Raw genomic sequence first — 15,952 nt, forward strand, 5'->3', positions numbered from 1 at the left:
GCCCCGGCCCACGCCCCCGACCTGACCGACCCCGAGACCGCACGGGCCTGGCTGCGTACCGAACACGCCAACCTGGACGCTGCCTATACCCACGCCCACAGTCACCACCTCGACCGCCACACGATCGCCTTGTCCGCCAGCATGGCCGCGATCCTGTTCTCCGACGGCCCTTGGACCCGTGCCCTGCAGATCCACCAGGGCGCTGAGACGGCCGCCCATCAGAACCATCCAGCCGCTCATGCCGCCGCCCTGACGGACCTGGGGCGGGTGCGGTGCATGGCCGGGGACTATCCGGGTGCGCAGGACGCTCAGACGCGGGCCCTGGGGGTCTTCCGGCAGATCGGCAACCGGCTCGGCGAGGCCAGTGCCCTGACCGAACTGGGGCGGGTACGGGCTACGACCGGGGACTATTCGGGTGCGCAGGACGCTCTGACGCCAGCCCTGGAGATCCTCCAGCAGATTGGTGACCGTAGTAGCGAGGCCTCTGTGCTGAACTTCTATGCTGGCACCATCGCCGCGCTCGGCGACCGCCTCCGCGCCGTCACGCTATACCAGCAGGCCCTGGCCATGAACCGGGAACTGCATAAACCCGACGACGAGGCGATCTCTCTAGAGGGCATCGCCGACCACCACCTGGCCACCGGCGATCTCGCCCAGAGCCTGGCATACCTGAACCAGGCATTGCATATCTACCGACGCCTTGGCATGCGCCCGGCCATCGAACGGGTCCAGGCCCAGCTGTCCGATCTCGACGCGCATTAGCCTGACGCTCCAAGCGTCATCCCGATCCAGCAGTCGAGGACATGGCCGTTTTGGGCTGGAGCCGCCGTCGGCCTGGCACCGAATCTACAATCGCCTGAACGGGTGGGTACGGGAGGGCGCAGTGGGACACTTCGAGGGCTTCGATGTCGCTGGTTTCTGGGACGACTCGGCGTACGCGCTTAGCGAGTACGTAGAGGAGGCGCCACCCTCGCGGGAGTTGATCGCGTCGTTGGAGAAAGAGCTCGGCGGGTACCGTCTGCCCGACTCATACGTCGCGCTGATGGACGCGCACAACGGCGGCGTTCCGACCCGGGTGTGCTTCCCCGTGGCCGAGACCGACTGGGCTGAAAGCTATCTGGAGATCTGCGGTATCCGGGGCATCGGACGGGCCCGGTCGCAATCGCTCGGGGGTGAGTTCGGCAGCCTGTTCTGGGTCGAGATGTGGGGGTACCCCGACATCGGTGTGTATTTCGCGGACACGCCCTCGGCCGGCCATGACATGCTCGCCCTCGACTACCGCGCGTGCGGCAAGCATGGCGAGCCGGCTGTGGTGCACGTCGATCAGGAGCACGACTTCGCGATCACCTGGGTCGCGGAGAACTTCGAGGCGTTCGTGACGGGCCTGGTCGATGAGTCCGTCTACGACACCTCCGAGGAGGATCGGCTCGACGCACTGGCCACGGTGCGGGAGGGCAGTTTCTCGCCGATCCTGCTGCGTGCCTTCGGCGAGGTCGCGGACGTTCTGCCCGACGCGGACCGCCGACTGCGGGCGCTCGGGGAGGCCGTCGTGCAGGATAAGGGGTTCTTCGCCCTGCATGCCGACGCGCGCTCCATGCTGATGTACGACTACCTGTTCTGGCTGTTCACCAGCTTCAACCGAGTCGGCTCTGTCGAGCAGTACCTCAGGACCCCTCCGCAGCACGAGCGGTCCTATGCGCTACCGGACTACGAGCTCATGATCGTCTTCAGCCTCGGGTCCGAGCCGTACGGCTTCAGCACCGGCGGGTACGGCCCCGGTTTCCTCGAACAGTGGTGGGAGTCCCGCATCGCCTCGGGCCATATCGTCGAGAACGCCGACGGCTATCGGTTGACCGGCACCGTCGTCACCGCGTTGCTCGGCGAGCTTGCCGCTGTGGCCGGCGAGGGCGAGTAACCGTAAGAGCGTCGAGGCCGCCCAGGGCCGACGGTGGGCCTGAACGCACCTCGCCGCCTGGCTCTGCCATCGACCGATGTAGAGCCCTACCGTTCCCCGACAGTGCGCGGCCATGGATAGTCCGGGTCCGCGCTGATCGCCACCAGATGCGGGGCGCTGCGCGGGAAGGCCCAGACGCGTCCCAGGGTGCTGGTGGCGGTGACGGTGGCCTCGTCCAGGGTGACTTCGGCGAACGGGTTGGACGAGCACGCCACTGCCAACCACTGGAGCGTGTGCTGCTCGTCGTCAAGGGTCAGGGCGACCCAGCCGACGCTGCCGTGGCTCGCCGACTCCCCGGCGAGGGCACGGTACCCGGCGTGGCCGGACGAGGCCATCGTCCCGTCGACGTCCAGCCAGTCATTGGCCCGCCACACAGTGGCCCGCAAGGTCTCCGACCAGTGCCAGTCCTCCGACCGCGGATCGTGGCGCTGGTCATGCGCACGGAGTCGCACCAGGCTCATCACCGACAGCGAGCCGTCGGAGTACACGATGAAGTCTCCGTCGGGGGCCTCGCGGTTACGCCAACGTTCGTGCACATGGTCGGGAGGATCAGGCACCGCTTCGTCGAGGTTCACAACGGCCATGATGTTCGAAGCGCTGGAGACGAGTCCAGCTCGCCGAGGAAAGGGTTCCGTCGAACGCAGCCGTGGTGCCTGGGCCGTAGCAGGGGCGATACGTATATCTGGGCGCCCCCATGTTCTCGTGACGCGGGCCTCAGGCTCACTCGTACCCGTACTCCAGCCAGCGGTCGAGCACCCGCTGCCGCACGTCCTGCGGCCAGCCGTTGGCGAAGCTGCCCTTGACCGGGCGGTCGCCGTTCGGGAAGAGGTCCGCGAGCAGGCAGTTGTACAGCACCTTTCCGGCTCGGTAGGAGTGCGCCTCGGCCTCCGACAGGTACACCGACAGCTGCACGTGTGGCTCGGCCGGGAAGTGGACCTCGCCGTGTTCCGGGTGGGCTCGGGTGGCGAAGGCCCAGACGACGTCGTTGACGTCGGTGATGTCGATGTCGTCCTCGACCAGGAGGATTTTGGGGGCGCCGTAGCCGGCCTTGCCTTCGAAAGCGACTTCGCCGATCTTGCGGGCCAGGTCGGCGGAGGGGATCGCGGTGGTCTCGGGCCAGTCCGAGCGCAGGGCGATGATCAGCCAGTGCATGGCGGATTCGTAGGAGAACCAGGTCGAGGCGACGGGCAGGCCGGCTGCGCGGAGTTTGTGCAGTATCTCGGCGGCGTGCATGGTGCCGGACAGCGTGTGGTCCTCCTCCACCGGCGGGCCGGCGGCGACGACGGGCAGGATCGCGTTGTCCCGGTGGGTGATCGCGGTGACGTGGAAGACCGGCTTCGGGGAGCGGTCGGTGGCGTTGTAGCCCGGGTACTCGTTCATCGGGCCCTCCATCACCGTCTCGTCGAAGGCGATGTGGCCCTCGACGACGATCTCGGCGGTGGCCGGCACCAACAGATCGACGGTCTCGGCCGGGACGACCTCGATGCCCTCGCCGAACAGTGCGCCGAGGAAGCACGCCTCGTCCGCGCCCTCCGGCAGCGGGTAGGCGCCCACGAACGGCAGCCCCGGCTCGACGCCGAGCGCCAGCGCGACCGGCATCGGCTCGCCGCGCTCGGCCCATTGGGCGCGGACGACGCCCAGGTGCTGCGGTGCCGGGATGAGGCAGGCCAGGGTGTTCGCGTCGTGGATCATCATCCGGTTGATCGACCAGTTGGTCCACGAACCGTCCGGGGTCTTGGCGATGTTCATCCCGTAGGTCTGGATGTAGCGGCCGCCGTCGTTGCCGTGGATCAGCGGCGTCGGGAACCGGAGCAGGTCGACGTCGTCGCCGAGCATCACGTTCTGCTTGCACGGCGCCGCGGCCCGTTCCACGACGACCGGCGGGATCCCCGGCTTGTCCCGCGCGGCGACGACGGTCTCGATGATCTCCTGGCCGCCGGTGTCCGCGGGCAGCCCGAGCGCCAGCGCGATCCGGGCCAGGGGATGCGTCGGGCCGGACAGGCCGCCCGGCGCACCCAGGACGCGGAACCCAGACCCCTGATATCCCCTGATGTTCCTGAACAGCGGGGCCGGGGCCCGCAGGTCATAGGAGCGGCGGATCACCGCCCCGATCTCCAGGTTCCAGTCCACCTCGGCGTCGATCGACTGAACCTCGCCGACGTCTTCCAGCTCGGATATGAACTCACGCAGGCTGCGCAGGTGCTTCACCGGTGTTCCTCTCATGTCAGCCGCCCCATCGGGGCAAGTCCGGGACGTCGGTCCCGAACAGGTCCAGAGCCCGCCCGACGGTGTGCTCGACGATGTCGTCCACACTCTGCGGACGGAGGTAGAAGGCCGGAACCGGCGGCATGACGATGCCCCCGGACTCCGTCACGGCGGTCATCGCCCGCAGATGCCCGAGGGTCAGCGGCGTCTCGCGGACCAGCAGCACCAGGCGGCGCCGCTCCTTCAGCGTCACATCCGCCGCGCGGGTGAGCAGGTTGTCGCCGTTGGAGTAGGCGATCGCCGACAAGGTCCTGATGGAACACGGCGCCACGACCATCCCGGCGGTCCGGAAGGATCGCCGAGGCGATCGCCGCACCGATGTCCGCCGCGCGGTAGGAGACGTCGGCCATCGCCGCGAGGTCGCGGGCCGACAGATCGGTCTCGTGAGCGCGGGTCTGCTGCCCGGCGGGGGTGACCACCAGGTGTGTCTCGACCCCTGCCTTACGCGCCAGTTCGAGCAGCCGCACGCCGTACGCGATCCCGGTCGCGCCGCTGATTCCCACCACGAGCCGAGGGGCTTGCATCCTCGTCGCCTCCGTATCCGTGGCCCTGATCACCGAGCCCAGTCTCATCCGGGGTGCCGCGCCCAGTCCAAGACCGGTTACGGCACCTCGGGATACCCTCCGGGTATGGTGATCGATCTCCGTCTCATGCGCTACGCGGTCGCCGTGGCCGAGGAGGGCGGTTTCCAGCGCGCGGCCGAGCGGCTGATGATGGCGCAGCCGCCGCTGAGCCGGCAGATTCGCGACCTGGAGCGCGAACTGGGCGTGACGCTGTTCCGGCGGCGGCCGGCCGTCCACCTGACCGAAGCCGGACAGGTGTTCATCGCCTCGGCCCGCCGCATCCTGGCCGAGACCGACCGCATGATCGAGCAGACCGCGGCGGCCGCGCGCGGCGAGCTCGGCACCGTGCGCGTCGGCTACATCCACTCGGCGGTCTTCGACACCGTGCCGCAACTGGTCGCGGCGATGGCGCAGCGCCATCCCGGGGTCACCGTCGACGTTCACGAAGGCTGGAGTCCGGCCCTGGACGCGGCGCTTTCAGCCGGCGGATACGACCTCGTACTGTCCCGCGACATCCCCGAGCGTCCCGCCTACCGGCACGAGTTGCTGCGCGTGGAACGCCTCGTCGCAGTGGTCTGCGAACACCATCCGCTAGCCGACCGCGGCGAAGTCGCGTTGCGGGAGTTCGCCGGACAACGGTTGTGCCACCCGGCGCGCCGCTTGGCGCCCGGACGCCACGACTTCATGATGAAGGCCCTGGAAGTGACCGGAGAGCGGTTCGAATACTGGGAGAGTCCGGTCCACGGCCTGGGCCACCTCGACCTCAGTGACAAGCGCAGCTTCGCGCTGGTGCCGGCGAGCGTTGCCGGCCGCGGACCGATCGGCACCGCGTCCGTCGCGATCAGCGACGATCTGCCGACCCTCGACTTGCAGCTGGTCTGGCGGCGGGACAACGACTCCGCCGCGCTCGCGGTGCTGATCGGCGCCGCCCGAGACCTCGCGCGTCGCGACGACTGGCGCTAGATCGCACAGCGTAAGTGAATGCTGACAGGAGCAGACAGCCGGATAGACAATCGCTGTTCATATCGGCCATCTCTGTGTGCTGCTATGTTGACCGCCATGCCGTTCGGGACCAAGGGCGTTTCCATAGCCGTCCTCGCTGCGATAGTCCTGAGCGCGGCGGCCTGTGGCAGTGGCGGTTCGGGGAAGGCCGCCAAACCGTCGGCGAGTACAAGGACAAGTACAAGCGCGAGTACGGCCGCAAGCGCGACAACCTCGGCGCCGACCGCGCAGGCCGCATCGTCCGGTGGCGCCTCCGGGTCCACGCTGACGACGGACGAGATCAGCAACCGGATCCTGCTGACCGGCAAGGACGAAGCCGGCTACACCTTCGACCCCGCGCAGGACAGCAAGGCGACCACAAACGCCCAGGACGTGGTGGCCACCGGAGGCAGTGCCTGTCAGACCTTCGTAGACGCGCAGGAAGCCCTGTCTCCGAAGTACGGCACGACGGCCGAGGTGGACCGCGAGCTCACGAAGGCCGGTGACGGCCACTCGATCGAGGACTCGGTGATGACGTTCCCGTCCGCCGCCGAGGCCTCGGCGCTGATCACCGACCTCGCCGCGGGACTCAAGGGCTGCCAGAGCCTGTCCGTTCCACAGCAGGGCGGCGGCTCTGTCACCATGTCGCCCAGCGCGATCCCGGAACTGGCCAGGGCCGGACAGGCCGGCTACATCGACTACCTGACCGCCGACGGCAAGGCCGAGCTGATGGCCGCCGAACTGGTCGCGGTCGGCACGGCGGTCTCGGTCGTCGCCATCATCGGGCCGGTGTCGACCGATCCCACGGTGCTGAAGCAGATGGGCGGGACGCTTCTGTCCCACCTTTCCGATGTCCAGGCCGGGCGGTTGAAGAGCGCGCAGGGTGTGAGCTGACGGCGTGCCGAGACCCGGTAGAGGCGTCCGTCAGAACGCGGAGTGCGTCGGGTAGACCGTGTCGCCGACCACCTGGAGGTTGATCTCCACGCCGCGCAGGATGTGGGTCCGGATCTCGTGCGCGCTGACCGGCTTCGTCTCGCTGGTGCGGACGTTCTTGCTGGCGTTCACCGGGAGCTCCTGGACGTTGCCGCCGCGCTGGAGGGCGATGAGGGCGAGGACGTGGTCGCGGGTCATCCAGCGGGGGAACATCGTGCTCCGCTTGGTCGCGTCGCGCCCCTCGTACTTCCAGGTGATGACGTGGACCTTGTCCTGGTTGCCGATCCGGTCGGCCTGGACCTCCTGGATGCCGCTCGGGAGCTTCTTGTCGGTGTAGGCGTGCAGGCCCTGTGGGGCGTTGCGGTCCAGTCCGCCGCTCATCGGCCGGCCGGCGAAGATGTGGTCGGCGAGGGTCGTCCCGTGGATGCGGGCGGCCAGTTGGGTGGCGGCCGTCTCGGCCATCTCGATGCGGCGGAGGTGGGCGCCGCGCTCGTCCTCGGTCTTCGCGCGCTGCACCGGGGTGGCGGCCGCGGGCGCGGCCGCGCCTGTGGCTGCGGCCGCGGCTCGCGCGCGCTGCACCGGGGCAGCCGCGGCCGGGCCGCGGGACGCGTCCGCGGTGGCGGCCGGCGCCGCATGGCCGCAGCTCGGGCCGTGGGAGTGCCGCTCGGCCTCGACGAGGCGGGAGACCGCCGCGTTGCCGACCGCCCGCTGAAGGGCGAGGACATTCTGCGCGGACAAAGGGGCGGCGGCGGCCGTCCGCAGGGCGCGGTTGTCGGACCGGCGTGAGGTCTCACGCTCCTCGGGTGCGCGGTTCGCCGAGGTGGCCCGTCCGTGGCTGTGCATGGTCGGCGACTCCATTACTGGTCGGGAGATGCCATAGGTGAGAACGATTCTCGTTCAGCGGGGGTCGAGGCGACACGTCCACGAGGACGGGCTCGCGGGCAGCTTCGGTTGCCCGTAAGGGTTCGGACTCGGACGAAACATCGCGCGCGAACCCGGCCGCGAATATCCACAGGGGCGCGAGCGTCGCGCAGAACAGGCTTATCGCCAAGTGCTTCGTGACTTCGTTGCCCTCCCCGAAGACCGCGGTCAGGTACTGGAACACCGAACCGGCCGCGAGCACGAGGGCGACCGTGGCGAATGCGTGCCGGAGCGAGCCCTTCGCACCACGGCGGCGAAAGGCGATCGCCCCGGCGAGACAGGCGATCCAGTACGCCACGATGCCGCCGAAGCCGACCCAGGCGAAACGGTTCGCCACCCAGGAGACGACCGCGACGCGGTGCTCCTCCCGCTGGGCCTGCCCCCGGCTGTCGGCCACGCTGTAGTTGCCGATGTAGTAGCCGGTGCGGAACATGCGCAAGAAGGGCCCTGATCCGCTTGCCAAGACCCGGGCCGCGAGTCGGGGGTGGGTGGCGAGATAGCCGCCGAGGCGCGGGATGGTGACGCGCGAGGAGTCGAACGCGGGATCCTGCTGGATCGGATGCGCGGACCAGATGCTGGCGCCGCTGTAGGCACCGAGGGAACGCGGCAGCCCGAGCCCCGCGGCCACGGCTCCCGGGTCGTCCGACAACGGCATGAGCGTCATGGTGAGTTCGTTCCGCACGTTCGTCTGCTGGTCCTCGGGGCCGCCCCCGAAGACACCGCCCTGCCACATGGCCACGCCGATGAGCGAGACGACGGCGAGCACGGGGATATAGCGGTCCGATGAACGTCGGCCGAGACGGCGCCACCCTCCTCGGCAGCCGGCGAAGAAGACTCCCAACGGCACCACCAGCGTCAGGGTTTCCACCTTCGCACCGACGGCGAACAGTGCCCCCGACCACGCGACGACATATGCGGCGCGTCGTCTCCGATGTTCGGTCATGGCCGCGACACCTGCCACCGCGAACACCGCAAGACCCCAGATCGCGGCGGTCTCCGTATAGGGCGAGTTCGCATAGTCGGCGAAGGTGGCCTCGGCCAGGACCAAGAACAACGAACCGAGGACGACGACGCGCGGCGCCGCGGACAGACCGCGTACCAGTCGCGAGGCCGCCCACATCACGAACCCGACGATGACGCAGTACTCGACGACCAGCTCCCGCAGGTCGATGACGCCGGGAAGCCTGAGCACGTACCTGTGGACCACCGTCGCGAGCCAGGCGGGAAGAAGCATCGTGGACGGATACGACTGACATCGATGATGCGGCCCCACAGCGGGATAGTTCTCCACGACGTAACGCCAGAACGGCACTCGTGCGCTGTGGACGACCCGCGCGTCCGCGCCGACCAGGCACAGCAGCCGAGACCCGTCGTTGTTGTCGGCCATGCCCACCGGGACTGGTATCAGCAGCCGTACAGCCATCGCCACAGCTGAAGCCACTCCCAGTCCCACCGAGGCAAAGGACGTTCCCCTCCCGATCACCCTCACCCTTCTCTAACCGGCGGACCAGCTGGCGGGGTTGTATCGGGAACGAAGATCATCGATGGAGCGATCATCGATGGGGAGGCCGTCACCCAACTTGGTCCCACAACTGCTACCTTGGTCCTACGAGTTGGCCGGAGTGAAGCAAGCCAGCGCGGAGCAAGCGGAGGCAACGGATGTCGACGGTCCTCGGGTACCGCCAGTTGGCGGGGCGACTACGGAAGGCGGTCCTCGACGGAGTCCACCCGCTCGGCGCCAAGCTCCCGTCGGAACACGAGATCGCCGAGGAGTACGGCGTCTCCCGCAGCACCGTCCGCCGCGCGTTCGCCCTGCTCACCGAGGAAGGCGTCATCGCCTCGCACCAAGGCGCGCGGCGCACCGTCCTGGCCCGGCCGCGCGAGCAGAACTTCGCCGAGCTGAGGTCCTTCTCGCGGTGGGCTCGGCTGATCGGTGAGGTCCCCTCCGGACGCACCGTCAGCCTGGAGCGCGCCACGGCGAACGAGCGGGAGGCCGAGAAGCTGGGCCTGGCGATCGGTGATCCGCTCTTCCGCCTGACCCGCGTCCGGCTGCTGTCCGGGCGTCCGGTGATGATCGAGCGAACCGCTTACGTGGAACGGGTCGGGACCCTGCTCGCCACCGTCGATCTGGACCGGGAGTCCATCTGCGACGCGCTGGAACTGTTCGGGATCTTCTTCGAGCACGCCGAGCACGCCATCGACGCGATCAACGCCGATCCCGCCGACGCCGCACTTCTGGAGACGGCCGTGGGCACCGCGCTCCTGCGCGAGCACCGGCGCACCACCGACCCTTCCGGCAGTCCGCTCGAATGGTCCGACGACCGCTATCTCGGCGACGCGATGGCGTTCATCGTGCGCAACTCCGTCGCGTCCGCACCGCTGGCGCGCTCCATCGGCGACCGGTAACGAAAACAGGGAGACGGAAATATGACGCAGATCCCAGCCATCTGGCTCCGCGACAACTGCCGCTGTCCGGAGTGCGTGGACCCGGTCAGCGGTCAGAAGCTGTTCGGCATCACCGACCTGCCGATCGCCCCGGAGGTGAGCGGCGTCGACGAGACGCCGGACCACCTCACCTTCACGTTCGCCCCGGACGGCCACGTCGCGACGTTCCCCCGCGAATGGCTGGCCACGCACCACCCGGCCGCGCCGGCCACCACACCGAACCCGCGGACCGAGGACGCGAAGACGCTGTGGCACGGCGCGTCCCACCCGATTCCGCGCTTCGCGTGGGACGGTTTCCTCACCACCGACGACATCAGGACCGCCTGCCTCGACGCGGTACTCCGCCAGGGTTACGCGGTGCTCCACGGCGTCCCCGTCCAAGACTGCACGGTCCTGCGCGTCGCCTCGGAATTCGGGTACGTCCGCACCACCAACTACGGCGAGCTCTTCGAAGTCCGCACCGAACCCGCGGCCACCAACCTGGCCTTCACCAACCTGCCGATCACCCCGCACACCGACAACCCGTACCGGGACCCGGTGCCCACCGTCCAGCTCCTGCACTGCCTGGTCAACGCGGCCGAGGGCGGCGACTCGGCGCTGGTCGACGGGTTCGAGGCGGCCGGCCGCCTGCGCGCGGCCGACCCGGCGGCGTTCCGCTCGCTCACCACGACGCCGGTGACGTTCCGATACCGCGACGCGAACACCGACCTGAGCTCGACCCAGCCGCTGATCGGCCTGGACGCGAAAGGCCGCGTCCGCGAGGTTCGTTTCAACAACCGGTCCATGCAGCCGGTCAGCGTGAACCCCGACGACCCCGACGACCCTGACAGCCCCGACGCCATCGAAACCTTCTACGCCGCCTACCGGGCCTTCGCCGACCTGCTCTACGACGCCGCGGCCGCGGTCCGGTTCCGGCTCGGTCCCGGCGACTGCGTCATCTTCGACAACACCCGCGTCCTGCACGCGCGCACCGGGTTCACCGCCGACGGCCGACGCCACCTCCAGGGCTGCTACATAGATCTCGATGGCGTGGCCAGTAATCACAAGGTACTGACCCGCGCCGAAAGCGCTCGCTGATCCCCCGGCCGCAGAACCGAATCACGGGTGGTGCCCCAGATCGGCGAAACCGACCTGGGGCACCACAGACCTCAGCCGACCGTGATCAGCCGATGGCCGCCGTGAACACGTGCAGCGGCGAGGACGTGCCGGCCGGCAGCGTCACCGACTGGACGGTCTTCCCGGCCTGAAGCGTCACACCGTCGTAGAACACCGAGGCCTTCCACGGCGATGTGCCGCTGGAGGTGTTTCCATAAGCCGATGTCACCGCGACCTGTGAACCGGGGAACGGCGACGTGGAGGCCCAGTCGCCGAACCCGAGCGTGAACGGCTGCGTGCTGCCGTCGGTGTAGGTGATCGTCGCGGTGCCGGACGACTGGCCGTTGGCGGCGGCGCCGAGGAAGCCGAGGGTGGTGCCGCTGCCGGCGACACTGAACGAGCGACCGTCGGCCTCGATGTTGTCGGCGGTGCCCGCGGCGGCACCGGGCCAGGTGAATACGAGGCCGTTGAAGGTGAACTGGCCCGCCGGGTTCAGTCCGGCCGCGGCCAGTGCCTGGGCGGAGAAGCTGTTGCCGCCGCCGTCGAGGTTGCCGGGACCGTGGTTCGCGTCGTCCGTGATGGACACGTTGTTGAACCCGGCGGTCAGCGACGGGTAGGCCACCGTGGTCTGGGTGCCGGACAGGCCCGCCTGGCTGCCGCCGACGCTCTCCGTCACCCCGATCACGTGCGATCCCGGCTGTTGGGCCGCCGGTACCGACACCGACCAGGTCGTCGAGACCGTCGCTCCGGCCGGCACCGAGGCGAACGTGTTCGGCGTGCTGTTCGTCGCGGTCCAGCCGCTGGGGAGCGTCAACGCGAGCGCCACGGTGGCCAGCGCGGCCGACGACGGGTTCGCCAGCGTCGTGGTCACCGTGCCCGACGAGCCCGCTTCCAGGGCCGGCGGGGCGGTGACGGAAAGCTGGTCGGACTTGATGGACATGGCGAAGATGTGCAGCGCCGGGATCCCGCCGTGCGGTTGCGCGCTGCCACTGGGCAGCGTGATCGACTGCACGGTCTTGGCCGGGTCGAGCGTGATCGGGTAATAGTCGACGGTCGCCGCCCAGCCGGTTTGGTTCCCCGGCTGGTTGCCGTAGGGCGCGCGGATCGCGACGTCGGCACCGGTCGGCGGGGTGCCGTTGGCCCAGTCGCCGAAGCCGATCGTGTAGGGCTGGGTGCTGCCGTCGGTGTAGGTGATCGTGCCGCTGCCGGTGCTGGGTCCCCAGGTGCTGGTGCCCAGCAGGCCGAGCGTGGAGCCCGAGCCGGAGACGTCGATGGTCTGCCCGGCGGCGACCACGTTGTCAGACTGGCCGACCTGTCGGTGGGGCCAGGTGAAGGTGAGGCCGTCGTGCACCAGCGGCGCTCCCGGCGTCACCCCGACCGCGGCCAGGGCCTGTGCCGAATAGCTCGCGCCGGCCCCGTCCAGATCGGCGCCGCCGCGGTTGCTGTCGTTGGTGATCGCGTCGTTGTTGAAGGCTGCCGGGAGCGAGGTGTACGGCACCGCCAGTTGGCTGTAGCCGGTGCTGTCATGCTTCCCGCCGACGGTCGCATCGGCGTTCAGCGTGTACGTACCCCCGGCACCATTCGGAACAGTCACCGACCAGGTGGTGGTCACCTTCTGACCGGGCGCGACACTGGCGAAGTTCGCCGGGCTGGTCGCGGTCGCGGTCCAGCCCGCGGGCAGGTCGAGGTTCATCGCGACGTCGGTCACCGCGCCGGAGCCGGTCGACGCCGCGGCGGTGTTGGTGAACGTCGTGCTGACCGTCGAGGCCTGGCCGGGCTGAGCGAGCGCGGGCGTCGCGACGGACACCGCGTGGCCGACGACGATCGGCGTCGATCCGCTGACCCCGTCGACGGTGACCGTGATGTCCGCCGCTCCGGTGCCGACCGCCGTGACCAGTCCCTTGGAGTTGACGGTCGCTACGCGCGGATCGCTGCTGCGGTAGCTCACGTGTGCCTTGGAGAGGTCTGCGAAACTGCCGTCGGCATCCGCGGCCTCGACGATGCCGTCGGCCGTGACGCTCATGTTCCGGCCCTGCGGAACCGAGCCGACGCCGGTGGTGTCGTCCGCGATCCACGGGTTCTTGCCGGTGAGGTCGAGCGTCTGCCCGGCCTGGAAGTCGACCTGGTCGGGCTGCACGGAGACAGTGCTGACCCGCGGCGTCAGCGTGCCGGTCACCGCGACGTCGACGCCGCCGCGCAGATCCGCCGCGTCGGCGCCGACCTCGAACCCGTAGGTGCCGTCATAGACCACCGAGTTCATGGTGTCCGGGTTCCAGATGCCCAGATCGGGGATCTGCGCGCTGATCGTGAGCCGCTGGCTCTCCCCCGGCTTCAGTACCTTGCTCTTCTGGAAGCCGACCAGCTGCTCCTTCGGGAAGGTCTGGCCGGCGACCGTGAACTTCGGCTGCGCGTAGACCTGCGCCACGGTGCTGCCCGCTGTGCTGCCGGTATTCGTCACCGTGACGGTGACGCTCTGGCTGCCGTTCGCGTCGGCGGTGCGGCGGTCCGCGCTTACGCCGGAGAAGCTGAAGGTCGAATAGCTCAGGCCGTAGCCGAAGGGGTAGGTGGGGGTGCCGGTGAAGTACATGTAGGTGCGGCCCAGCCCGCCGGTCTCGGCCGGGGTGAGTCCGTAGTCCGACATCGCAGGGAGCTGCGAGTCGTCGGCGTACCAGGTGAAGTCGAGGTGCCCGTCCGGGTTCTGCTTGCCGAACAGCACGTCGGCCAGGGCCGTGCCCTGGCTCTCGCCGTTGAAGCCGCTGAACACGATCGACGGGAAGTCCTTCTGCACGTCGTCGATCCGCACCGGGCCGCCGGACTGGATCGCCAGCACCATACGCGGGTTGCCGACCGCCGCGACCTGGCTGATCAGCGAGTCGTAGTTGCCCGGCATGGCGATCGTGGTGCGGTCCTTGCCCTCGTCGGCGATCTGCTGGTTGGTGCCGGCGAAGACGATGACCGCGTCGGCGTTCGCCACATCGGCGAGAGTCTGCGCCGAGCAGGTGGCCGCGGTGGTCGCCGTGGTGGAGGTGCCGCAGGCGTCGAAGGTGACGGTCGCGCCGGGATTCGCCTTCCGCACCGCGGCCGTGATGCCCTGCACCGGACTGACCTGGAGCGTCGGATCGCTGGAGTAGTTGCCCAGGGTCACGGCGTTCGCCATGTCGCCGACGATCACGATCTTGTTCGTGGCGGCCGCGGACAACGGGAGCAGCGGCTTGGCGGCGGCCGTCGAGGTGGATGCCCCGGTGGCCGGCTGGTTCTTCAGCAGCACCAGCGAGTTGTCGGCGACCTCGGTCGCCAGCGCCTGGTGCGCCGGGCTCTGGATCTGCGCCTTGGTGATGTTCGTGTACGGATTCGAGCCCGCGGGGTCGAACTCGCCGGTCTGCATCCGCACCGTGAAGATCTTCACGAGCGCGTTGTCGATGACGCCCTCGCTGAGGATTCCGGCGCTGATCGCGGCCGTGATGTCAGCGTACGTGTTCTCGCCGCCGGAGCAGTTCAGGTCGGTGCCCGCGCGCAGCGCGTACGCCTGGCCGCCGGCCTGAGCCGGGACGGTGGCCCCGGTCGCGGTGTTCGTCCACGTCCCGGTGGAGCCCTTGCCGTCGGTGCTCCAGCCGGGCGGCGCCCAGTCGTGACCGCTCGGGAAGGTCTGGTAGGTCGTGCCGATGGCGCCGCAGTCGGAGGTCACGTAGCCGTTGAAGCCGTACTGACGCTGCGCGAGCTGGTTCGCGGTGTACGTGTCGGCCACGGACGGGGTCCCGTTGATGGCGTTGTACGACGTCATCAGGCCCGAGACATGCGCGTTCTGGATGAGGCTCGCGAACTGCTTGGTGTAGTAGTCGTGCAGGTCGGTGTCGCTGACGTTGGACGAGACGCCGGTGCGGTCCTGCTCGACGTTGTTCAGCGCGTAGTGCTTCGCCGTGGCCGCGACCTTGAGATACCCGGTCTCGGACTGCCCGGTCGGGGTGTTCCCCTCGTAGCCGTTGACGAACGCGCCGGCCATCTGCGAGACCAGATACGGATCCTCGCCGAATGCCTCATCGGTGCGGCCCCAACGGGGATCGCGGTCCATGTTCACGGTCGGGGCCCAGAACGTGAGGCTGCCGTAATCGCTCGCCGACGGCCCGAGGTTGTTCTGGTTCACGCCGAACAGCGACTTGTCCAGGAACCCGCGCGCCTCATCGGAGATCGCCGTGGTCTCCTGGTAGACCAGGCTCGGGTCCCAGGACATGGTGCTGGCGAAGTTCGTCGGGAAGCTGGTCGAGCGGACCGCGCCGCCATTGCCGTCGTTGTTCTGGTTGGCGCCCAGCGTGTTGACGCCGTGCTGGCCCTCGCTCCAATACGTGTACTGCTGCACTCCCAGCCGCGGGATCGCCGGCCCGCTGTTGGTGCTCAGCTGCGCCACCTTCTCAGGGAGCGTCATCCGGGACACCAGATCCGCGGCGCGGGCCTCGGCGCTGTAGTGGGTGTCGAGATAGATCGGCAGCTGCGCTCGCTTCGCCGCCGCGGCCCCGGCTGTTGCGGCCCCGGCCCCGGCTCCGGCTCCGGCCGATGAGGCTGGGGCGGCGGATACCGCGATGCCAAGGCCGACGGTGAGAGCCACCGTCGCGTGGACCGTCCTGCGCAGTCTGGGCCGTTTGGTGCGTCTGTGCTGTTCCATTGCGCCTCCGAACTGGATGCCTGCTGGAGCACTCGCCGCCCATCACATTCAGCCGAGTATGCGCGAAAGTCAAGAGACTGGAAACATGTGACGAAGCAGTTTTGACTAGATCGAGCTTTACTGGCGTTGCTAGGGTGC

General features: G+C 69.0%; 10 protein-coding genes and 2 pseudogenes. 6 read left to right on the top strand and 6 right to left on the bottom strand.

What is annotated here, in order from left to right:
* Positions 1-762 (top strand): tetratricopeptide repeat protein (locus tag IZR01_RS26555; protein WP_194925428.1); only part of this gene is annotated, 762 nt, incomplete at its 5' end.
* Positions 763-883: 121 nt separating this feature from the next.
* Complete coding sequence (locus IZR01_RS26560) at positions 884-1,915, top strand: SMI1/KNR4 family protein (protein WP_194925429.1); 1,032 nt, start codon at positions 884-886, stop codon at positions 1,913-1,915.
* Positions 1,916-2,001: 86 nt separating this feature from the next.
* Here IZR01_RS26560 and IZR01_RS26565 read toward each other — a convergent pair whose 3' ends face one another.
* The 3 genes and pseudogenes from IZR01_RS26565 to IZR01_RS54405 form a co-directional block, all read right to left on the bottom strand.
* On the bottom strand, positions 2,002-2,529 hold the full coding sequence (locus IZR01_RS26565; protein ID WP_228560288.1) for a hypothetical protein: 528 nt from the start codon (positions 2,527-2,529) through the stop codon (positions 2,002-2,004).
* Between the two features lie 145 nt (positions 2,530-2,674).
* Positions 2,675-4,177, bottom strand: coding sequence for a UbiD family decarboxylase (locus IZR01_RS26570; RefSeq protein ID WP_228560290.1), 1,503 nt, complete (start codon positions 4,175-4,177; stop codon positions 2,675-2,677).
* Between the two features lies 1 nt (position 4,178).
* Positions 4,179-4,743: pseudogene (locus IZR01_RS54405) on the bottom strand (UbiX family flavin prenyltransferase).
* 105 nt (positions 4,744-4,848) lie between these two features.
* Between IZR01_RS54405 and IZR01_RS26580 the strand changes: the two are divergent.
* Entirely contained in the window at positions 4,849-5,745 is an 897-nt protein-coding gene (locus IZR01_RS26580; protein WP_194894788.1) for a LysR family transcriptional regulator, read from the top strand.
* 96 nt (positions 5,746-5,841) lie between these two features.
* Positions 5,842-6,657 (top strand): sensor domain-containing protein, encoded by an 816-nt coding sequence (locus IZR01_RS26585; protein WP_228560292.1) that lies wholly within the window; start codon positions 5,842-5,844, stop codon positions 6,655-6,657.
* A gap of 30 nt (positions 6,658-6,687) precedes the next feature.
* Here IZR01_RS26585 and IZR01_RS26590 read toward each other — a convergent pair whose 3' ends face one another.
* Together IZR01_RS26590 and wsfD are read right to left on the bottom strand one after the other, a co-directional pair.
* Positions 6,688-7,539, bottom strand: coding sequence for a hypothetical protein (locus IZR01_RS26590; protein ID WP_194925432.1), 852 nt, complete (start codon positions 7,537-7,539; stop codon positions 6,688-6,690).
* Positions 7,487-9,106, bottom strand: a complete 1,620-nt coding sequence (gene wsfD / locus IZR01_RS26595) for a glycan biosynthesis hexose transferase WsfD (protein ID WP_438939707.1) — start codon at positions 9,104-9,106, stop codon at positions 7,487-7,489. Before wsfD ends, IZR01_RS26590 begins: the two co-directional genes overlap by 53 nt.
* Before the next feature lie 170 nt (positions 9,107-9,276).
* Between wsfD and IZR01_RS26600 the strand changes: the two genes are divergently transcribed.
* Both IZR01_RS26600 and tmpA read left to right on the top strand, forming a co-directional pair.
* A complete protein-coding gene (locus IZR01_RS26600; RefSeq protein ID WP_194925434.1) occupies positions 9,277-10,023 on the top strand; it encodes a GntR family transcriptional regulator in 747 nt (248 codons plus the stop codon).
* An 18-nt stretch (positions 10,024-10,041) separates the two neighbouring features.
* A pseudogene (gene tmpA / locus IZR01_RS26605) lies at positions 10,042-11,139 on the top strand (2-trimethylaminoethylphosphonate dioxygenase); the annotation flags it as partial.
* Between the two features lie 85 nt (positions 11,140-11,224).
* Here the strand turns inward: tmpA and IZR01_RS26610 are convergent.
* Complete coding sequence (locus IZR01_RS26610) at positions 11,225-15,814, bottom strand: glycoside hydrolase family 3 C-terminal domain-containing protein (RefSeq protein ID WP_194925436.1); 4,590 nt, start codon at positions 15,812-15,814, stop codon at positions 11,225-11,227.
* Between the last annotated feature and the right edge of the window lie 138 nt (positions 15,815-15,952).

Source organism: Catenulispora pinisilvae (assembly GCF_015356865.1).
GTDB classification, from domain to species: domain Bacteria; phylum Actinomycetota; class Actinomycetes; order Streptomycetales; family Catenulisporaceae; genus Catenulispora; species Catenulispora pinisilvae.